At 71.5% G+C, this 20,928-nt stretch carries 18 protein-coding genes; 8 read left to right on the forward strand and 10 right to left on the reverse strand.

Features of this window, described 5'->3' with window-relative positions; translation table 11 throughout:
* Window positions 1–51: 51 nt before the first annotated feature.
* On the reverse strand, window positions 52–1,671 hold the full coding sequence (locus tag ABZ374_RS31655) for a helix-turn-helix domain-containing protein (protein WP_360317539.1): 1,620 nt from the start codon (window positions 1,669–1,671) through the stop codon (window positions 52–54).
* Between the two features lie 271 nt (window positions 1,672–1,942).
* On the opposite strand from ABZ374_RS31655, the gene ABZ374_RS31660 reads away from it, so the two are divergent.
* The 6 genes from ABZ374_RS31660 to ABZ374_RS31685 all read left to right on the forward strand — a co-directional run bounded on the left by ABZ374_RS31660 (window position 1,943) and on the right by ABZ374_RS31685 (window position 9,094).
* Entirely contained in the window at window positions 1,943–2,827 is an 885-nt protein-coding gene (locus ABZ374_RS31660; RefSeq protein ID WP_360317541.1) for a xanthine dehydrogenase family protein subunit M, read from the forward strand.
* Window positions 2,824–3,324 (forward strand): (2Fe-2S)-binding protein, encoded by a 501-nt coding sequence (locus tag ABZ374_RS31665; protein WP_360317543.1) that lies wholly within the window; start codon window positions 2,824–2,826, stop codon window positions 3,322–3,324. Before ABZ374_RS31660 ends, ABZ374_RS31665 begins: the two co-directional genes overlap by 4 nt.
* Before the next feature lie 3 nt (window positions 3,325–3,327).
* A complete protein-coding gene (gene pucD, locus ABZ374_RS31670) occupies window positions 3,328–5,694 on the forward strand; it encodes a xanthine dehydrogenase subunit D (protein WP_360317546.1) in 2,367 nt (788 codons plus the stop codon).
* A gap of 347 nt (window positions 5,695–6,041) precedes the next feature.
* Window positions 6,042–7,430: an NCS2 family permease gene (locus ABZ374_RS31675; RefSeq protein WP_360317548.1), complete on the forward strand. Its 1,389-nt coding sequence runs from the start codon at window positions 6,042–6,044 to the stop codon at window positions 7,428–7,430.
* A gap of 37 nt (window positions 7,431–7,467) precedes the next feature.
* Entirely contained in the window at window positions 7,468–8,586 is a 1,119-nt protein-coding gene (locus ABZ374_RS31680) for an XdhC/CoxI family protein (RefSeq protein WP_360317551.1), read from the forward strand.
* Between the two features lie 25 nt (window positions 8,587–8,611).
* The gene (locus tag ABZ374_RS31685) at window positions 8,612–9,094 is read left to right on the forward strand and encodes a hypothetical protein (protein ID WP_360317554.1); all 483 of its coding nucleotides are present in this window, start codon (window positions 8,612–8,614) and stop codon (window positions 9,092–9,094) included.
* A 66-nt stretch (window positions 9,095–9,160) separates the two neighbouring features.
* Here the strand turns inward: ABZ374_RS31685 and ABZ374_RS31690 are convergent, their stop codons facing one another.
* From ABZ374_RS31690 to ABZ374_RS31730, 9 genes are all read right to left on the reverse strand, one after another.
* Complete coding sequence (locus ABZ374_RS31690; RefSeq protein WP_360317557.1) at window positions 9,161–9,370, reverse strand: CsbD family protein; 210 nt, start codon at window positions 9,368–9,370, stop codon at window positions 9,161–9,163.
* 116 nt (window positions 9,371–9,486) lie between these two features.
* Window positions 9,487–10,899, reverse strand: coding sequence for a family 2B encapsulin nanocompartment shell protein (locus ABZ374_RS31695; protein WP_360317560.1), 1,413 nt, complete (start codon window positions 10,897–10,899; stop codon window positions 9,487–9,489).
* Window positions 10,900–11,217: 318 nt separating this feature from the next.
* Complete coding sequence (locus ABZ374_RS31700; protein WP_360317562.1) at window positions 11,218–12,672, reverse strand: catalase; 1,455 nt, start codon at window positions 12,670–12,672, stop codon at window positions 11,218–11,220.
* Window positions 12,673–12,690: 18 nt separating this feature from the next.
* Entirely contained in the window at window positions 12,691–13,752 is a 1,062-nt protein-coding gene (gene alc, locus ABZ374_RS31705; RefSeq protein ID WP_360317565.1) for an allantoicase, read from the reverse strand.
* A gap of 103 nt (window positions 13,753–13,855) precedes the next feature.
* Window positions 13,856–15,199, reverse strand: coding sequence for an allantoinase AllB (allB, locus tag ABZ374_RS31710; RefSeq protein WP_360317568.1), 1,344 nt, complete (start codon window positions 15,197–15,199; stop codon window positions 13,856–13,858).
* Window positions 15,196–16,341, reverse strand: coding sequence for a glycerate kinase (locus tag ABZ374_RS31715; RefSeq protein WP_360317570.1), 1,146 nt, complete (start codon window positions 16,339–16,341; stop codon window positions 15,196–15,198). The genes allB and ABZ374_RS31715 overlap by 4 nt, the downstream gene beginning before the upstream one ends.
* Before the next feature lie 218 nt (window positions 16,342–16,559).
* Window positions 16,560–18,251, reverse strand: a complete 1,692-nt coding sequence (gene gcl, locus ABZ374_RS31720) for a glyoxylate carboligase (protein WP_360317573.1) — start codon at window positions 18,249–18,251, stop codon at window positions 16,560–16,562.
* Window positions 18,252–18,274: 23 nt separating this feature from the next.
* Complete coding sequence (locus ABZ374_RS31725) at window positions 18,275–19,195, reverse strand: 2-hydroxy-3-oxopropionate reductase (RefSeq protein ID WP_360317576.1); 921 nt, start codon at window positions 19,193–19,195, stop codon at window positions 18,275–18,277.
* Window positions 19,192–20,034 (reverse strand): TIM barrel protein, encoded by an 843-nt coding sequence (locus ABZ374_RS31730; RefSeq protein WP_360317579.1) that lies wholly within the window; start codon window positions 20,032–20,034, stop codon window positions 19,192–19,194. The genes ABZ374_RS31725 and ABZ374_RS31730 overlap by 4 nt, the downstream gene beginning before the upstream one ends.
* A gap of 185 nt (window positions 20,035–20,219) precedes the next feature.
* Between ABZ374_RS31730 and ABZ374_RS31735 the strand changes: the two genes are divergently transcribed.
* Window positions 20,220–20,477, forward strand: coding sequence for a thiamine-binding protein (locus ABZ374_RS31735; protein WP_360317582.1), 258 nt, complete (start codon window positions 20,220–20,222; stop codon window positions 20,475–20,477).
* Window positions 20,474–20,836, forward strand: a complete 363-nt coding sequence (locus ABZ374_RS31740) for a helix-turn-helix domain-containing protein (RefSeq protein WP_360317584.1) — start codon at window positions 20,474–20,476, stop codon at window positions 20,834–20,836. Before ABZ374_RS31735 ends, ABZ374_RS31740 begins: the two co-directional genes overlap by 4 nt.
* Window positions 20,837–20,928: the final 92 nt, after the last annotated feature.

Genomic DNA, 20,928 nt, shown 5'->3' on the forward strand with positions numbered 1-20,928 from the left:
ACGCCCGCACACCGCTCGTGGCGCCCCACCCCGTCCGCCGCGAGCGCGCGCTCAGCGCAGCCTGAGCGCCAGGAAGAAGTCCACCTTGTCCTCCAACCGGGACAGCCGACGCCCGGTCAACTCCTCGATCCGGCCGATCCGGTAGCGCAACGTGTTCACATGGACGTGCAACCGTGCCGCGCACCGGGTCCACGACCCGTCGCAGTCCAGGAACACCTCCAGCGTGCCCACCAGATCGGCCTGGTGGCTCGCGTCGTAGGCCCGCAGCGGCTCCAGCAACCGGCCCCGGAACGCCCGCCGCACGTCCTCCGGCACCGCCGCCAACAGCGCGACGTGCGAAGCGAGTTCGGCATGCCCGACCACCTCGACCCGACCGGACCTGGTGCCCGCGATCCGGCCCGCGTGCCAGGCCTCCTCCAGTGCGCCGCGCAGCCCGTCCGCGCGACCCACCCGCGCACTCACCCCGATCCGCACCCGCACACCGCCCGCCGCGGGCCCCGCCAACGCCGCCAACCGCTCGCGCAGCAGCCCGGTGGTGGGGTCCGGCTCGCTGCCGTCCCGATCCGGCAGCGCCTCGCCCGGGATCAGCGCCACCGCGCCCGGCCCGGTCGCCGACACCAGGGCCGCGCTCGGTCGATCCGCCAACGCCTCCTCCAAGAGCACCCGGGCCAGCCGCCGGGCCTCGCGCGAGGGCAGGTCCGGGATGGTGGCGGTGGCGAACTGCCAGTGCGTGGCGCCCGCGCCGTCCGGCTCGGCGGCCCGCAGTCGTGCGGCCACCTCGACCGGGTCGGCGCCGGCCGCGAGCAGGTTCAGCACGTCCTCGGACAACCGCCGGGTGCGCCGACGCTGGTCCTCGACCCGGTCCCGCCCCACCGACACCAGCCGCACCAGCTCGCCCAGCAGCGCCTGGTGCCGCTCCGGCCAGTCGGTGACGTCGTCCTCGACCGCGAGGAACCAGTCGCCCCACGTGTCCAAATCGACCGAACCGCCCGCCTCGGGCACCGGGAGCAGCGAGAACGCGCGTCCGTCGACCCGATAGCGAAACGGCACCCGGGCCTTGCGCTCCCGCGCCGCGAAGTGCGCGCGAGCCATCTTCACCCGCAGCCCCGACGCCAGATCGGGCCCGCCGGCGGCGGCCTGACGCCCGGTCAGCGAGAGCACCCAGCAGTGGATGTCGATGTCGGCCGCGATCAGCCCGAGCACCCCGTCCAGGCCCGCCCCGCCGGCGGCGGCCTGCACCAGCCGTCGATGCCGGTCGACCACCGCGGTCAGGTCGGTCGCCCGTTCGGCGGATATTCGACGGACCACGAATTCGGTCAGATGCGCGAAGGAGAGTTCCTCCTCGACCGCGAACAGCGGTAGATGGTGCCGCTCGCACGCCCGCACCAGATCGACCGGGATGTCGCCGATCTCGGCCTGCCCGGCCGCCAACGCGGTGGCCCCGCCCCCGGTCAGCACCCGGACGAAACGCTCCGAGTCCGCCGGCCCCGCCCGCCAGCCCATGCCGGTCAACACCAGTGCACCGGCGGTCAGGTATCGACTGGGGTCGTGCAGGTCGGTGGTCATCACCGCGCGCACCGACCGATCCAGTTCCTCCTCGCCCACCAACAACCGGATCCCGGGTATGCCGACACCGGCCGTGCCATCGCCGAGAAGCGCGCGCAATCGCATCGACGGCCCCCTCTCGATCGTGCCGGCGCGGCCTGCGCGCACACGGCGGATCCGTCATACCGGTTCGACGACCGGACGAACACTTGGAGAAAAGTACGGGAACCACCCCCACATGACACGCCTGGGTCATGTCTTTGGTGGGTACTCACAGTGACCCTCGTCTCGGTGTACTGGTGCGCACCCTCCGATCCGGACGGACCCGAAACGAAGCGCCCCCGCGACGGGTACAAGGACGGTAGGGCCATACGCAAGGCAGAAGGAGACACCCGTCATGGAATTCCTGCGGCCCGCGACGTGGGAGGAGGCGCTCGCCGTCAAGGCGCAGCACCCGTCCGCGGTCCCGATCGCCGGTGGCACCGACGTAATGGTCGAACTGAACTTCGACCGGCATCGTCCGGATGCACTGCTCGATCTCAACCGGATCCACGAACTGCACACATGGCAGATCGAGGACGACGACATGGTGCGTCTCGGTGCCTGCGTGCCGTACGTCGAGATCATCGACGCACTGCACGATCGACTCCCGGGCCTGGCACTGGGCGCGCGCACGGTCGGATCGCCGCAGATCCGCAACCGGGGATCGGTCGGCGGCAACCTGGGCGGCGCCTCGCCCGCCGGCGACGCGCACCCGCCACTGCTCGCGTCCGGTGCCACGGTCGAGGTCGCCTCGGTGCGCGGCACCCGGCTGATCCCGATCGACGACTTCTATCTCGGCGTCAAACGCAACGCGCTGGAGCCGGACGAACTGATCCGGGCGATCCACATCCCTTCGGCGACCGGGCCACAACAGTTCGCCAAGATCGGCACCCGCAACGCGATGGTGATCGCGGTCTGCTCGTTCGCGGTCGCGCTGCACCCGCGTACCCGGGACGTGCGCACCGGGATCGGCTCCGCCGCGCCCACCCCGCGTCGGGCGAGCGAGGCCGAGGCGTTCATCCGTGGCGAGTTGGCGGACACCGATCTGTGGACCTCCGGCGGCGAGTTGCCGGTGGCCACCGCCGTGCGCTTCGGCGAACTGGTCGCCCAAGCTGCCGCGCCGATCGACGACGTGCGCGGCTCGGCCGCGTACCGGCGGCACGCGCTGGCCGTGATGGCACGCCGCACGCTGCTCTGGACCTGGAACGACCACCGAGCCACCGGGAGGGCCGCCGCATGAGGGTCACATTCACCGTGAACGGCCGCCGGACCGAGGCGGACGACGTCTGGGAGGGCGAGAGCCTGCTCTACGTACTGCGCGAGCGGGTCGGGCTGCCCGGTTCCAAGAACGCGTGCGAACAGGGCGAGTGCGGCTCCTGCACGGTCTACCTGGACGGCGCCCCGGTCTGTGCGTGTCTGGTCGCGGCCGGCCAGGTGCAGGACCGCGAGGTCGGCACCGTCGAGGGTCTGGCCGACGGCGACACGCTGGACGCGGTGCAGCAGGCGTTCGTGGACGCGGGCGCCGTGCAGTGCGGCTTCTGCACGCCGGGCCTGTTGGTCCAGACGCACGATCTGCTCAACCGGGCGCACCACCCCTCCGACGCGGAGATCCGCGAAGCGCTCTCCGGCAACCTGTGCCGTTGTACGGGCTACGAGAAGATCATGGACGCGGTCCGCCTGGCCGCCGCCCGCAAGGCGGACGCCCGCGACACGGCGGCCCTCGGGTCGGAGGGCTGAACCATGGCCGGTCTGACCAGGCCGAAGAACCTGCAGGACGTGCTCGCGCCCGGCCGGGACGGCATCGGCGCCTCGCCGCTGCGCCCGGACGGCATCCTCAAGGTCAAGGGCGATTTCGCCTATTCCTCGGATCTGTGGCACGAGGACATGTTGTGGGGCATGGCGCTGCGCAGCCCGCACGCCCGGGCCCGCATCCTGTCCGTGGACGTGTCCGGGGCCCTGGCCCAGCCGGGTGTGTACGCGGTGCTCACCCACGAGGACATCCCGGGCAGCAAGTTCTACGGCCTGGAGATCGCGGACCAGCCGGTACTGGCCATCGACGAGGTGCGTTTCCACGGCGAGCCGATCGTGATCGTCGCGGCCGACCACCCCGAGACCGCGCGGCGCGCGGTCGCCAAGATCGTGGTCGAGTACGACGTGCTGCCCTCGATCGGGCCCGCCCAGGCGTTGGACCCGGAGCGGTACGGCTACGTGCACCTGCCCGCCGACTACAAGGCACACGCGTCCGGCAACATCGTGCACAGCCAGCACATCCGGCACGGCGACGGGGACTCGGCCGAGGTCCGGGCGCTCGCGGACGTGATCGTGCGCGGCGAGTACGAGGTCGGCATGCAGGATCAGGCGTTCCTGGGCCCGGAGTCCGGCCTCGCGGTGCCCGCCGAGGACGGCGGCATCGATCTGTACGTCGCCACCCAGTGGCTGCACGTGGATCGGCAGCAGATGTGCCCGGTGCTGGGTCTGCCACCGGAGAAGGTACGGCTGACCCTGGCCGGCGTCGGCGGTGCGTTCGGCGGGCGCGAGGACATCTCGATGCAGGTGCACGCGTGCCTGCTGGCGCAGCACACCGGCAAACCGGTCAAGATCGTCTACAACCGCGAGGAGTCGTTCTTCGGCCATGTGCACCGTCATCCCGCGACGATGGTGTTCGAGCACGGTGCCACCCGGGACGGCAGGCTGGTCTTCGTCAAGGCCGAGATCGTGCTGGACGGCGGCGCCTACGCGTCGGCGTCGCCCGCGGTGGTCGGCAACGCGGCCTCGTTGGGCATCGGTCCGTATGTGGTGCCGCATGCGGTGGTCGACTCGATGGCGGTGTACACCAACAACCCGCCGTGCGGCGCGATGCGCGGTTTCGGCGCGGTGCAGATGTGCTTCGGCTACGAGACGCAGATGGACCGACTGGCCGCCGAACTGGGCCTGGATCCGGTCGAGTTGCGCCGGATGAACGCGATGGAGCAGGGTTCGGTCCTGCCCACCGGGCAGGTCGTGGACGCGCCGGCCCCGGTCGCCGAGCTGCTTCGGCGGGTCAAGGCGAGGCCGCTGCCGCCGACGGAGAACTGGCGTACGGCCAACGGCCCGGACCTGCGCGAGCTGCCCGGCGGGTTGTCCAACACCACGCACGGTGAGGGTGTGGTGCGCGGGATCGGCTACGCGGTGGGCATCAAGAACGTCGGCTTCTCCGAGGGTTTCGACGACTATTCGACGGCCCGGGTCCGGCTGGAGGTGATCAACGGCGCGGCGGTCGCACTGGTGCACACCGCGATGGCCGAGGTCGGACAGGGCGGGGTCACCGTGCAGGCGCAGATCGTGCGCACCGAGCTGGGCGTGGACCAGGTGACCATCGCGCCGGCGGACACCCGGGTGGGATCGGCCGGTTCGACGTCCGCGTCCCGGCAGACGTACATGACCGGCGGCGCGGTGAAGCAGGCGGCCGAGGCGGCGCGCACCGCGGTGCTCGCCCGCGGTCGGAAGCGCTACGGCTGGGCGCCCGCGGCGATGGTGGGCCTGCGGCTGTCCGGCGGCAAGGTGCTCACCGCCGCGGGCGAGGTGCTCGCCGACCTGGTGGACCTGCTCGGCGACGAACCGGTGGACGAGACCACCGAGTTCCGCCACCGCCCGACCGAGCCGTTCGACAAGGTCACCGGGCAGGGCTTCGGGCACGTGCAGTACACGTTCTGCGCGCACCGCGCGGTCGTGGACGTGGACGTGGACCTGGGCCTGGTCAAGGTGATCGAGCTGGCCGCGGCGCAGGACGTCGGCAAGGCGATCAATCCGCTCGCCGTGCTCGGCCAGATCCACGGCGGCAGCACCCAGGGGTTGGGCCTGGCCGTGATGGAGGAGATCGTCGTCCGGGACGGCAAGGTCCGCAATCCCTCCTTCACGGACTACCTGATCCCCACCATCCTCGACACTCCGCCGATGCCGGTGGACGTGCTCGAACTGGCCGATCCCCACGCGCCGTACGGGCTGCGCGGGGCCGGCGAGGCACCCACGCTCTCCTCCACTCCGGCCATCGTCGCGGCGATCCGCGCGGCGACCGGTCTGGCCCTGAACCGGGTACCGGTTCGGCCGGAGCACCTCACCGGAACCTGAGACACCGTCAGATCCGGTTTCCCGACCGTAGTACGGTCCCGGCGGCGGCGCAGACGTCGCCCCCGGGGCCGGACCGGCCCGACTCCGCACGGCCGATCGCCGTGTCGTCGAACGGACGCGCCCCCACGCAGGAAGGTCGTCGTCCTCGCCTGCCCGGAGAAGGATTCGGGTGGTTTCGAGGCGGCGATTGGCTCCACCCCAACAACACCTAAGACACTTGGGAGTGGGAAGTGGCTCAGACCTCGGTTCCGACGGAACCCGGCGAAAATCCCCCGCATCCGCCACACGGATCCGGGGCCGGACTCGCCCAGGACCCGCCGCCGGCGGGCTCGGCCGACTCGGGCGCGTTGGACAGGTATTTCAGGATCAGCGCCCGCGGCAGCTCGGTGGGCCGCGAACTGCGCGGCGGCCTCACCACGTTCATGGCGATGGCGTACATCCTGCTGCTCAATCCGATCCTGCTCGGCGGCAAGGACGTCGACGGGAATCGGCTCGATCCGGCGCAGGTCACCACGATGACCGCGCTGGCGGCGTTCATCACCACGGTCGCGATGGGTCTGATCGGCAACGTGCCGCTCGCCCTCGCCGCGGGTCTGTCCGTGGCGGGCGTGGTGGGCAATCAGGTCGCCGCCGAGATGACCTGGCCGCAGGCGATGGGTCTGTGTGTCATCTACGGCCTGATCATCATGCTGATGGTGGTCTCCGGGCTGCGCGAGCGGATCATGAACGCCATCCCGATGGCGCTCAAGCACGCGATCACCATCGGCATCGGGCTGTTCATCGCGATGATCGGCCTGAACAAGGCCGGCGTGGTGACCGAGAACGCCGCGCCGGGCGGGCCGCCGGTCACCCTGGGCCCGGCCGGTGAGCTGGCCGGCTGGCCGGTACTGATCTTCGCGGTCACCGTGCTCGCCATCTTCCTGCTGATGGCGCGCAACATCCGCGGCGCGATCCTGATCGGCCTGGTCTTCGGCACGCTGCTGGCCATGGTGATCAACGCGATCGTCGACATATCCGACAAGACCTGGGGCGGTGGCGTCCCGAACCTGCCGGACAAGGTGGTCGACTCACCGGACTTCGGGCTGTTCGGTGAGGTGAGCGTGTTCGGCGGCTTCTCCGAAGCCGGCGGCATCACCGCCTCGGTGCTGGTGTTCACCCTGGTGTTCGCGGGCTTCTTCGACGCGATGGCGACCATCATCGGGATCGGCAACGAGGCCAAGCTGGTGGACGACAAGGGCCGGATGCCCGGCCTGTCCAAGGCGCTGGCCATCGACGGTGCGGGGGGCATCGTCGGTGGGGTGACCGGTTCGTCCGGTCAGACGGTGTTCATCGAATCGGCCACCGGGGTCGGCGACGGCGCACGCACGGGGCTGTCCAGCGTGGTCACCGGCGGCATCTTCGGTCTGATGTTGTTCTTCACGCCGATCGCGGGCGTGGTCCCGGACCAGGTCGCGGCCGCCGCGCTCGTGGTGATCGGCTCGATGATGATCACCCAGGTCAAGCACATCGACTGGGACGACAGGGCGGCGGCGATCCCGGCGTTCCTGACCATCGTGCTGATGCCGTTCACCTACTCGATCACCGCGGGCGTCGCCGCCGGTGTGATCGTCTACACCCTGATCAAGGCCGCCCAGGGCAGGTTCCGCGACATCGGTCCACTGATGTGGGTGCTCACCCTGGCGTTCCTGGTGTTCTTCGCGCTGCATCCGATCAAGGAGTGGTTGGGCGTCAGCTAGGCCCACCGACCGCGCCACCACCCCCAAGGAGACGTCGATGCTCGACCTCGGGACCGAACTCGCGGCCTGGCGCCGTGCGGGAACGCCATACGCCCTGGCCACCGTCGTCGGCGTCAGCGGGAGCGCACCCCGCCCCCCGGGTGCGGCGCTCGCGGTGGCCGCCGACGGCACGGTCGTGGGCAGCGTCTCGGGCGGGTGTGTGGAGGGCGCGGTGTACGAGCTGTGCCGCGAGGCGCTGGAGAGCGGTATCCCGGTGCTCCAGCGCTTCGGCTACAGCGACGAGGACGCCTTCGCCGTCGGGTTGACCTGCGGCGGAGTGCTGGACGTGTTCGTGCAGCCCGGCGGTGACGTCGCCGTCGAGGCGGCGTTGGCCGCGGCCGAGCGGGGCGTCCCCGTGGCCGCGGCCCGGGTCGTCGCCGGGCCGGCCGGGCTGTTGGGCCGGGTGATCGCGGTGGTCGCCGACGCGGGTGCGACCGGGACGTACGGCGCCGATCCCGCACTGGACGCGGCGGTGGTCGCAACGGCCCGGGCCATGCTGCACGCGGGCCGGACCGGATCGACCACGCTGCGCCCGGACGGTCGGCCGTGCCCGGAGGCGGGTCCGGACGACCTGACGATCTTCGTCGAGAGTCGCACGCCGCCGCCGCGGCTGTTGGTCTACGGCGCGATCGACTTCGCGGCGGCGGTGACCCGGGTGGGCAAGTTGCTCGGCTATCACGTGAGCGTGTGCGACGCCCGGGAGGTGTTCGCGACGCGGCGCCGGTTCCCGGAGGCGGACGAGGTGGTGGTCGACTGGCCGCACCGGCACCTGGCCTCGATCGCGGACACGCTGGACCGCCGCACGGTGGTCACGGTGCTCACCCACGACCCGAAGTTCGACATCCCGCTGCTGGAGCTCGCGCTGCGGCTGGACCTGGCCTATGTCGGCGCGATGGGCTCCCGCCGCACCCATGCGGCGCGCCACGCCCGGCTCCGCGAAACCGGCCTGGGCGAACAGCAGTTGGCGGCACTGCACTCCCCGATCGGCCTGGACCTGGGCGCCCGCACCCCCGAGGAGACGGCGCTGTCCGTCTTCGCCGAGGTGGTGGCCACCCACAACGGCGGCACCGGCCTGCCCCTGCGCACGGCCGCCGGCCCGATCCACCGGGCGGCATGACCGGACGCACCGTCGACCGCGCGTCGTGACCTGTGTCCGCGTCGCGGCCGTGCTGTCGGGCGCCGCCTCCGCGTTCGCCCTGATCGACCCGATAAAGGCGAGCACCGCCGCGCTGCCCGTGTCCCGCGGGCTGCGACAGGGCCTGCGTACGCTCCTCGCGCTGCTCCCGGTCGGGCTCGCCTGGGCCGCCGTGGTGGCCGTCGGCACGGTGCGCTCCGACCGGGCACTGCCCTGGGCCGGCCTCACCCTCGAAGCCGCCGTACTGACCTGCACCGCCCTGGCCGCCGCCGCGTCGGCGGTGCACCGCGTCCCCGGCAAGCCCGCCGCCGCCCTCGCGGTCGGGGCCCTGCCGACCCTCCTGACCGGCACCCTCGCCCTCCCCGCCTCCCTGTGGCCATGGCCCGACGCCGACGCCGACGACTGGTCCCACATCCACCGGCTCTGGGCCGCCCTCCTCATCGTCCCCGCCCTCACCCCGCGGCACGCCAACCACCGCCCCACCCCCTGAAACCCGACCCGACCCCAAAGCGCCGCGAGGCCCTCGAAGGGGCCTCGCGGTGGGGGTCGGGTGGGCTCAATCGCGCTTGAGGGAGCCCTTGATCTTGTTGATCGCCTCGTTGGCCTTGTCCTTGGCACCGGCGACGGCCTCCTTGGCCTTCGCCTCGCCCTGATCCTGTTGGCCCTCGTCGCGGAGATCCTCGTTGCCGGTGGCCTCGCCGAGCTTCTCCTTGGCCTGGCCGCCGGCGTTCCGGGCCTTGTTGCGGATGTTGTCGTCGATGCCCATGTCTCGGGTCTCCTGTCGCGGTCCACCGTGCGCGTCCGTTGATCGCGCAACGTCCAGCCCGACCTATAACCGCAAACAACCCATCCGACACACCTTCGTAGCATTCATGACCTTTGTCACCGAGCCTGGGAGATCTCCACGTTCTCCAGCACACCCAGCGCGTCGGGCACCAGCACCGCCGCCGAGTAGTAGGCCGTGACCAGGTAGGAGATCAGCGCCTGCTCGTTGATACCCATGAAACGCACCGACAGGCCGGGCTGGTATTCGTCCGGCAGACCGGTCTGGTGCAGACCCACCACACCCTGGTCGTCCTCACCCGTACGCAGCACCAGGATCGAACTGGTGCGCGCCTCGGAGATCGGGATCTTGTTGCACGGGAAGATCGGCACGCCGCGCCAGGCCGGGATCTGGTTGCCGCCCACGTCGACCGTGGTCGGGTACAGGCCGAGCCGGCTGCACTCGCGGCCGAACGCGGCGATGGTGCGCGGGTGGGCCAGGAACAGCCGGGAGCCGCGCCGGCGACTGAGCAGTTCGTCCATGTCGTCCGGCGTCGGCGGGCCGGCCTGGGCCTGGATGCGCTGCTCGTAGTCCGCGTTGTGCAGCAGACCGAATTCGGGGTTGTTGATCAGCTCGTGTTCCTGCCGCTCGCGCAACGCCTCGATGGTCAGTCGAAGCTGCTGCTCGATCTGATCCATCGGCTGGTTGTACAGGTCGGCCACCCGGCTGTGCACCCGCAACACGGTCTGCGCCGCGCTCAACTCGTATTCGCGCGGGTTGAGTTCGTAGTCCACGAAGCTGCCCGGCAGCACCGCCTCGCCGTGGTGGCCGGCGGACATCGGGATCTCCGCCTCACCCTTGGCGTTCTGCGGACGGCTGCTGCCCGCCGCGTATTCGGCAAGATGCTCGCGCAGACTGTCGGCGCGCACCCCCTCGAACGCGTCCCTGGGCAGTTCCAGCACGATCACCGAGGTCGCCGCGGTCGCCGTGTATTCCCACGACGATTCCGGGTCGACGAGCATCTTCTCGCCGAAGTGGTCACCGTCGCCGTGCAGACCGAGCGAGGTGCGATCGCCGTACGGGCCCTCCCCCGACCTGGCCACCTTGCCGTGCACGACCAGCACCACCCGGTCGTTCGGCTCGCCGATCGTCGCGAGCGTCTCCCCGGCCGCGTACTCGCGCCGCACGAAGCGGTCGGCCAACGCGCGCAGCACCTCGTCGTCCGCGAATCCGCGCAGCGGTGCCAGCTCGCCCAACTCGCCCGGGATGACCCGGACTTCGGACCCGGTCTGGACGAACTGCACACGTCCGTCGCCCACCCGGTAACTCAACCGGCGGTTGACCCGGTACGTACCACCCGACACTTGGACCCACGGCAACATCTTCAGCAGCCACCGCGACGTGATGTCCTGCATCTGCGGGACCGTCTTGGTGGTGGTCGCGAGATTCCGCGCCGCCGCCGTCGCAAGACTCGAACGAGCCTGCGTGTCCTGGGCTGCACCTTCCGTGCCGGCCCCAGCATCGATCGACAACGATTCCGCCTCCCCTGGATGAACCAGATTTCGCGGTCCATCGTTGCCGGTGTGACCGTGGCCGGCCATTACCCGAACGGGTGAGACTGGAGGGGCGTGGAAGTGGCTAGGTAACTGGGTTCGGCCGTACTCGTCGGCCCGCGCCCACCCGTTCGGCCGTCGGGCGAACGGCCGAGCGCGCGCCCGGCGTCCGAGGACGTCCGAGCGCGCGCCGACCCGACCCGATCGGGCTTCGCGAGGTTCCTCGCCGCGGTGCGCGATCCGCGGTCGGTGGTGTGCCGCGGACCGTCTGCCGTGTGCCGTCCGTCGCCTGCCGCCTCAGGCGTCCCGGACCGCCGAGACCGCCTTGGCCACCCGTTCCCCGTACTCCGGATCCGCCGTGTGGAAGTGCCGGAGCACTCGGTCCACGATGTCGTCCCGGTTGACCTGCCCCAGGCTGCCCGCGATGTTCTCGACCAGTCGGGCCCGTTCCGCCTCGGACATCAGCCGATACAACTCGCCCGCCTGGAAGAAGTCGTCGTCCTTGGCGTGCGTCGGCGCCGGGTGGGTGCCGGTGTGGCCGGTCACCGCGAGCGGTGCGGACAACGCCGCGTCGCTCTGGTACGGCCCGCCGAAGCTGTTCGGCTCGTAATTCCGGGCCCGCCCGGCCACGTTGCTCGCGTGCGCGCCGTCCCGGCCGTGGTTGACGGCCGTGGTCGCCTTGGGCGCGTTCACCGCGAGTTGCGTGTGGTTGACGCCCAGGCGGTAGCGGTGCGCGTCCGCGTAGGCGAACAGCCGCCCCTGGAGCATCTTGTCCGGACTGGGTCCGATCCCCGGCACGAAGTTGTTCGGGCTGAACGCGGCCTGCTCGACCTCGGCGAACACGTTCTCCGGATTACGGTTCAGGGTCAGCGTGCCGACCTTGAGCAGCGGGTGGTCGGCGTGCGGCCACACCTTGGTCAGGTCGAACGGGTTGAATCGGTAGCGCGGCGCGTCGGCGGCCGGCATCACCTGGACGAACAGCGTCCAGGACGGGAACACCCCACGCTCGATGGCCTGATGCAGGTCCCGCTGATGCGAGTCCGGGTCCTCGCCCGCGAGTTCCGCGCCTTCGGCGCTGGTCAGACTGCGTACGCCCTGGTTGGTCAGGAAGTGATACTTGACCCAGAACACCTCGCCGGCGGCATCGACCCACTGGTAGGCGTGCGAGCCGAAGCCGTTCATGTGCCGGTAGGACGCCGGGATGCCGCGGTCGCCGAACAGCCAGGTGATCTGGTGGGTGGCCTCCGGCGAGTGCGACCAGAAGTCCCATACGTTCTCCGGTTCGGTGCTGCCGGTGTACGGGTCGCGCTTCTGCGAGTGGATGAAGTCCGGGAACTTCAGCGGATCCTTGATGAAGAACACCGGGGTGTTGTTGCCGACGAGGTCGTAATTGCCCTCCTCGGTATAGAACTTCAGCGCGAAGCCGCGCGGATCGCGAACCGCGTCGCCCGCACCCAGGTTGCCCGCCACGGTGGAGAAGCGCTGGAACACCTCGGTGCGTCGACCCACCGCGCCCAGGAAGTGCGCGCGGGTGTAGCGGCTGACGTCCTCGGTCACCTCGAACACGCCGTACGCGCCCGAGCCGCGCGCGTGCACCACCCGCTCCGGGATGCGCTCGCGATTGAACCGGGCCAACTTCTCGATCAGGTACTGGTCCTGGAGCAGCAACGGCCCGCCGGCCCCGGCCGCCGCGCTGTTCTGGTTGTCGGAGACCGGGGCACCGGCCTCCGTCGTCAGTATCGGCTTGCCCATAACGGAGTTGACTCCCTGTCAGCTATTCGGAGAGATGCCGGCGTCGGGGGTGTGGAAACGGTTCCGAAGGGCGGTCAGGCCGGCCTCGGTCAACCGACCCGGCAGCCGCAGTCGGGCCACCCCGCCATCCGGGAAGACCTCGATCCGCACGTGCGTGACGGGTCGCGCGTCGGCGAGTCGGAAGCGGTGCCGGGTGTCCGGCTGGACCCGGGTGCGGGGCAACAGTTCGAACCACGCGTCCGGGTCCACACCCGCGTCGCTGCCGACGAGCGCGATCCAACCCGGCGCGTTGCCCAGGTAGTTGTCGATGTCGATTTCGGCGGCCAGGATCTCGGCCTGCCCGACCAGGCGCACCCGTACCCAGTCGTGCCCGTCGTCGCGTCGGCGCCGGGTCTCCCAGCCCTCGCCCATCACCCGCGAGCGGCCCGGCGCGTTGAGGTTGTGCGGCGAGGAGAAGTATCGGTCGCTGGCCGCCTCGGCCACCGCGCCGTACTCCTGCGCGGCCAGGTCCACGGTGAGCCCGTCCAGCCAGGCCGGGTCCGGTACCGCGTCGCCGTACACGCGCAGCCGGGCCACCCCGCCGTCCGGGAAGATGTTCAGCCGCACGTGGGTGAACCGCTGTTCGGCGGTGACCGCGAACGGGTGCGCGGTGTCCCCCTTGAGGTCGGTGCGCGCGACCACCGTGGTCCACCGCACGGCCGGGTCGAGCAGTTCCGCCGGGGAGGGGGTGCCGGGCACGGCCGCGGCCTCCACCGAGGCGCTCGGCGGGTAGTTGCCGGTGAAGAACGCGGTGTCCACCACGATCCCGCGCAACACGCCCGGCACGCCGAGCCGAACGATCGCCCAGTCGTGCGCGTCCGGCCCGGGATGCGGATGTTCGGCCGAGGTGCCGCGCCGGCGGCGGGTCTCCCAGCCGTCCATGATCTGACCCTTGGGGCCGAACGTATGCGGGGCGAAGACCGGCGGTTCGGCCCGGAGCAGGTTCTCCTTCTCGGCGAACCACTCGTCGTTGGCGGCCACCACGCCGGCTCCGAGGGCGCGGGCAGCCAGGTTGACGTGTTCGGTGAAATCGGTGCTCACGGTCGATCTCCTTGGCCTGGGCGGGAGTTGGCGAACCTCGATGCGGACTCGGGACCGGGAGGGGGCGGGCCGTGGCCGCGTCGGTGGCGCGTCCCGGCGGTGCTCACGAGGCGGTCTCCGTCCGGTCCAGGAGCCGCCCGCGCGGGCTGCCGTGCACGTCCACGGGCGCGCCCGCGAGCCAGGTGGTGCGGACCACGCCGGTGAGCGCGCGGCCCGCGTACGGGGTGACCGGGTTGCGGTGGTGCAGCCCGGCCGGGTCCACGGTGAACACCGCGTCCGGATCGAAGGCGACCAGGTCGGCGTCGTACCCGGGTGCGATCGCGCCCTTGCGGGCCAGGCCCACCAGCCGGGCCGGACCGGCGGACATCAGCGCGACCACGTCGGCCAGCGCGATACCGCGGGCCCGGGCCTGGGTCCACACCGTGGGCAGACCCAGTTGCAGCGACGCGATCCCGCCCCACGCCGCGGCGAAGTCGCCCACGTCCAGCCGCTTGAGATCGGCGGTGCACGGCGAGTGGTCGGAGACCACGGCGGCGAACGAACCCGCCTCGATCCCGCGCCACAGCCGGTCCCGGTTGTCCCGGGAGCGGATCGGCGGGCAACACTTGAACGCGGTGTCACCGGCCGGGACACCCTCGGCGACCAGGGTCAGATAGTGCGGGCAGGTCTCGGCGGTGACCGCGATCCCGGCCGCGCGGGCGGCGTCCAGGAGCGGCAGCACCTCGGCCGAGGACACGTGCAGGATGTGTACGCGGGCACCGGTGCGCCCGGCGGTGTCGAGCAGTTGCTCCACCGCGACGGTCTCCGCCGCGTCCGGTCGGGAGGCCAGAAAGTCGGCGTACGCCCGGCCGGGTACCTGTGGAGCGGCGTCCAGCACGTGCGGCGCCTCGGCGTGGATGATGGCCAGCGCGCCCAGTCGGGCCTGTTCGGTCAGCGCCCGGTCCAGTTCGGCCGCGTTCACGTGCGGGAACTCGTCGACGCCGGACGGCGCGAGGAAACTCTTGAAGCCGTACACGCCGGCCCGATGCAGCGGCTCCAATTGGTCGGTGTTGCCCGGGATCGCGCCGCCCCAGAAGCCCACGTCCACGTAGACCCGGCCGCGGGCGACCTCCTGCTTGACCCGCAGCGCGTCGACCGTGACGGTGGCCGGGATCGAGTTCAGCGGCATGTCGATCAGCGTGGTGACGCCGCCGGCGGCCGCGGCCCGGGTCGCACTGGTGAAGCCCTCCCACGCGGTGCGGCCCGGCTCGTTGATGTGCACGTGGGTGTCCACCAGGCCCGGCAGCAGGGCGAGTTCGCCCAGCTCCTCGACCGGTGCGCCGGTCGCGGTGCGGTGCGGCAGCACGTCCACGATCCGATCGCCGGCCACGACCACGTCGGCCGGCCGCTCACCGGCCGGGGTGAAGACTCGGCGCGAGCGCAATACGAGCGTGGGGGTGTGGGTCACGACGCGTCCTCCGAGTCCGCCGTGCGCGGGTGGGCGGGCTGCTCTCCCAGCAGGTCCTTGGCAAGCAACTCGCCTGCGTGCTCCGCGAGTTCGCCGGCATTGGTCATACTGTCCGGGCCGAGGTCGGCCAGCGCGTAGGCCGCCACGATGCCGGCCGCGTCGAGTTGGACCCCGCTCAACTCGACGCGGCCGCACACCACCGCCACGGGTACACCCCGTGCCCGGGCGGCGGCGGCCACCCCCGCCGGCGCCTTGCCGTGCAGGGTCTGCCGATCCAGGCTGCCCTCCCCGGTGACCACGAGCCGTGCTCCGTCGAGCAGTTCGTCGAAACCGAGGAGTTCGAGCAGCACGGCGATGCCGGGCCGCACCCGTGCGCCGAGAAACGCCAGCGCGCCGTAGCCCGCCCCGCCCGCGGCTCCCGCGCCGGGCACCTCGGTCAGTTCGGGCGCGACCACCTCGGCCCAGCGCGCGAGCGCGGCGTCCAGTACCCGTACGTCCTCCGACGTGGCGCCCTTCTGCGGCCCGTACACCGCTGCGGCGCCCTTCGGGCCGAGCAGCGGATTGTCCACGTCCGAGGCGATCACCACCTCGACGCCGGCCAGCCGGGCCGCCAGGTCGCCCCGCTCGATCCGGTCCAGGCGCAGCAGCGCGGCCCCGCCGGGCGGCAACTCCGCGCCCGCCGCGTCCAACAGGCGCACCCCCAGCGCGCGAGCCAACCCCGACCCGCCGTCGGTGGAGGCCGAGCCGCCCAGCCCGAGCACGATCCGGGTGCAACCCAGCTCCAGCGCCCGGGCGATCAGCTCGCCCACCCCGGCGGTGTCCGCCGTCAGCGGCGCGGGCCCGTCCGGAAGCAGCGCGAGCCCCGAGGACTGGGCCAACTCGACCACGGCCGTGCGATCGCGCACCGCCAGCGCCGCCGCGACCGGCCGCCCGGTGGGACCGGTGACCCGCGCCGGGACGCGCGCGAAGCCGGCCGCCACCGCCGCGTCCACGGTGCCCTCCCCGCCGTCGGCGATCGGCAACATCCGCACCTGCGCGTCCGGGCGACCCCGCCGGATCCCGGCACCGATCCTGGTCGCGGCCTGTACCGCGGTCAGGGTCCCCTTGAACTTGTCGGGGGCCAGGACGACGACCGGTCCCATGCGCTGCTCCTTCGGGTGTGCCGGCAGAGGCAACAGTCAACTACGTGGCTGCCGCGACCGGGGAGATGACAGGGCCGGGAAACCGCCCGGCGACGCGGGCGCGACACCTGGAATGGGTCGACGTCACCGGGCGGAATCGATGGGGAGCGGGACGAACCCCGGGAGACGGTCCGGCCGATTCGGCCCGCCCCGCTCCGGTTCGGTCGCGCCGGGTCCGACTACGCAACCGGCTCGAACTCCTTGACCGCGTCGATCGCGGGCCCGTGCGGCGTGTTCGCCTCGCGCTCGATCATGATCTCCACCAGGACCGGGCGCGAGGTGCGGCGCGCCTCCTTGCGGGCCCATTCGACGGTCGGGGCGATCTCGTCCGGCTCGACCACCCGCCGGCCCGAACAGCCGTACGCCTCCATCAACTTGACGTTGTCGGTGCCGACCTCGTCGTAGTGGATGTCGACCTGGTAGTTCATCTCGTACGGGATGGACGCCTGCCGGATCAGGCCCAGGTACTCGTTGTTGATCATGATGATCACGAACGGCACGTTGTACTGCGCCGCGACCGCGAGTTCCTCGACCAGATACTGGAAGCCGTAGTCGCCGACGATGCCGACCACCTCGGCGTCCGGGTCGCTGTGCTTGAGCGCCTTCTTGACGCCGATCGCCGCCGGGATCTCCCAGCCGAGCGGGCCCGCCTGGCCGCAGACCTGGTAGTGGCGCGGCTTGTACGCCTTCTGGTGCTGGCCGCCCCAGATCTGGTAGAGGCCGATCGCGGTGACGAAGTAGGTGTCCTCGTCGAAGATCTCGTTGATCTCCTTGTACACGCGCGGCGCCTTGATCGGCACGCTGTCGAAGTCCTCGCGCCGGGTCAGCGTCGCGCGCAGCTCCCGGATCCGGGCGACCCACGCGCCGGCCTCGCGGCGGATGCCGCGCTCCTTCGCGGTGGCCAGGATCGCCTGGAGGAAGTGCCGGGTGTCCGAGACGATGCCCAGGTCCGGCTCGAAGACCTTGCCGAGCTGGGTCGGCTCGATGTCGACGTGGATGAACGTGCGGGTGCCCCGGTAGACGTCCAGGGTGCCGGTGTGCCGGTCGCCGAAGCGCGCGCCGAGCGCGAGCACCAGGTCGGACTCCAGGAACGAGGCGTTGCCGTAGCGCTGCGAGGTCTGCACGCCGGTCATCCCGCTGTAGAGCGGGTGGTTCTCGTCGATCGAGCCCTTGCCCATCAGGGTGACCTGGACCGGGATCTGGAGCAGTTCGGCCAGTTCGACCAGTTCCTCGTGCGCCTCGCCGGTAATCACGCCGCCGCCGGAGAGCAGTAGCGGGCGCTCGGCGGCGAGCAGCAGGTCCAGGGCGGCCTCCACACGCGGCTGGTGCGGCAGCACCTCGGTGACCGGCAGCGGCGCGTCCACCTCCGGGTCCCACCAGATCTCCTGCTTCTGCACGTCCAGCGGCAGGTCGATGAGCACCGGGCCGGGTCGGCCGGAGCGGGCCAGCCGGAACGCCTCGCGGAAGATCCAGGGCGCCTGTGCGGCCTCCTTGACCTGCACCGCCCACTTGGTCACCGGCTTGGCGATCTCCACGATGTCGACCGCCTGGAACGCCTCCTGGTGCAGCTTGCTCGAGACGGCCTGGCCGGTGATGCACACGATCGGGATGGAGTCGGCGAGCGCGGTGTACAGGCCGGTGATCATGTTGGTGCCGGCCGGGCCGGAGGTGCCGATCGCCACGCCGACCCCGCCGTTGGTGCGGGCCCAGCCGTCGGCCATGTGGGTCGCGCCCTCTTCGTGCCGGACGATCAGGTGCTCGATGCCGCCGACCGCTTCCAGGGCCGCGTAGAGCGGCAGGATCGCCGCACCCGGGCAGCCGAACGCGGTGTCCACGCCTTCGGACGCGAGCACCTCCACGACGGCGTTCATGACCGGAACACGACGGGGTGCCATCAGTTGTCTCCCTGCTTCGAACTACTGTCGTCGGAGCCGCCGTTGAGCCGTTCCAGGCCGAGCAGCAGACCGGAGTGGTCCAGGCCGCCGCCGCCCTGGGCGCGCAGCGACGCGACCAGTTGCGCGGTGAGGCCGGCGAGCGGCAGCACGAGATCGAACTCGCGGGCCGACTCGGTGACGATGCCCATGTCCTTGTGGTGCAGGTCGATGCGGAATCCGGGTCTGAAGTCGCGCTCGCGCATCACCCGGGCCTTGCGGTCCAGGACGGTGCTGCCGGCCAGGCCGCCGGCGAGCACCCGCAGGCCGGCCTCGGTGTCCACTCCCGCGCGTTCGAGGAACAGCAGTGCCTCGGCGACGAGTTGGATGTTGCCGGCGACGATCAGTTGGTTCGCCGCCTTGACCGTCTGACCGGCACCGTGCGGCCCGACGTGTACGACGGTCTTGCCGAGCACCTCGAACAGGGGCAGTGCGGCGGCGAAGTCCGCCGCCTCGCCGCCGACCATGATGGAGAGCACCGCCTCGATCGCGCCCGCCTCGCCCCCGCTGACCGGCGCGTCCAGCACCCGCAGTCGCCGCTCGGCGCCGGCCTCGGCCACCGCGATCGAGGTGGCGGGCTTGATCGAACTCATGTCGATCACCAGGGTGCCGGGCCGGGCCGCGGCCAACACGCCGTCGGCGCCGAACATCACCTGCTCGACGTGCGGGTCGGCCGGGACCATGGTGATCACCACGTCCGCGTCGCGCACCGCCTCGGCGATGTTCGCCGCGCCCCGGCCGCCGGCCGCGATCAGCCGGTCCACCGCGTCCTGTTCCAGGTTGACGCCGGTCACCCGATGGCCGGCCCGGACCAGGTGGGCGGCCATCGGGCCGCCCATGATGCCCAGTCCGATGAACGCGACGCTCTTGCTCGTGCCGGTCATCCGGCCCCTCCCTCGGTGCCGCGCAGCTCGCGCGGGAGCCAGCCGAAGCTGTCCGCGCTCGGGCCGACGGGCTTGTATTCGAGGCCGACGCGCCCGGTGTACCCGGCGGCGACGAGTCGGCGGAACAGGTCTTCGAAATCCAGCTCGCCGGTGCCGGGTTGGCCCCGCCCGGGGGTGTCGGCGATCTGCACGTGGCCGAACCGGTCGACGTGCGTGTCGATCACGGCGGCGAGGTCCTCGCCGTTGCGGGCCAGGTGGTACAGGTCGCACAGGAAGGTGGTGTTGCCCAGCCCGGTCTCGGCGTTGACCTTGTCCACGACGGCCACCGCGTCGGCGGCGGTGACCAGCGGGTATCGCGGGTTCTCCGGCGCGCTGATCGACTCGATCAGTACGACCGCGCCGATGCGATGGGCGGCCCGGGCGGCCGAGGCCAGGTTCGCCAGGGCCAGTTCGTCCTGGGCCTGCGGGTCCACGCCGTCCTCGCGGTTGCCGTACAGCGCGTTGAGCGCGCGGCAGCCCAGGCTCTCGGCGAAGCCGGTCGCGACCTCGATGTTGTCCCGGAAGCGCGCCGACCCGGAGGGCCGGGACAGCAGGCCCCGGTCGCCGGCGGGCATGTCGCCGGCGTCGAAGTTGAGTCCGACCAGATCGACGCCGGCGTCGCGGATCGCCCGGGAGAGCGCGTCCAGTTCGGCGTCGGCGGGGGTCGGGCCGGCGAAGGGCCACCACAGCTCGATCTCGGTGAAGCCGGCCGACGCGGCGGCAGCGGGCCGTTCGAGGAGCGGGAGCTCGGTGAAGAGGATCGAGAGATTGATGTCGAAGCGCAGTCCACGAGCGCTCACGGGATCACCCCTTCCACGTCGGTTCCACAATGCGGAAGTAAGATTCTGCTCATCGGAATCATGCCATGCGCCTTCAACAGTTTGTCAAGGTCGACCGTGGCAGCCCGGTCCCGGCGCGGTCCACTCGCCGGAGCTCGCCGCCGCACGCCGGGCGCCGATCCGGGAGCGGGCGCTAGGGTTCGGGCGTGCGATTGCGGATTGAGTTCTCGACCGAACCGTTCGACCTGGACGGCGTGCCGGCCCATGCCCTGGAGGCCCGACGGGTCATCGACGAGGCGGGCCTCGACGTGGAGGTCGGCCCGTTCGGCACGACCGCCGAGGGCGAGGCGGACGCCGTCCTCGCCGCACTCGACCGGGTGTTGCGAGGCGCGCTCGGCGTCGGCGCGAGCCGGATCTCGGTACAGGTCACCACCGTGCCGGAAACACCGGGAGGCCACGCGTGACCCCCGCCGACCACCCGCTGTCCGCCGCGATCAAGCCCCTGGTGACCGCGATCGGCGCCCGCCTCGTCGCCCCGGAGGAGGCCGGCCCCGAGGACGTGATCCTGGACTGGGAGGGCGAACCGGTCGTCGCCGTCCGCCTCCCCGGCCTGGACAGCGCCCTCGACCGCCTCCTCGGCGACGCGGCCCGCCAATACGGCCCCCTGGCCGACCTCGACCGCGAAGCCAAACAACGCGTCGTCCGCACCCTCGAACAACGCGGCGCCTTCACCATCCGCCACGGCGTCGAAACCGTAGCCGCCGCCCTGGGCGTAAGCCGCTTCACCGTCTACAACTACCTCAACCGCGAAACCCGCCCCTGACCTCTCCGTCGACGAGCACGCCTCGACACCGCACACCCCGCCCCGACCGACCGGCCCACCACCGGTTCGGCTCGGGGCGTTTTCGCGCGGCC

The organism is Embleya sp. NPDC005971, from assembly GCF_040629175.1.
Lineage (GTDB): Bacteria > Actinomycetota > Actinomycetes > Streptomycetales > Streptomycetaceae > Embleya.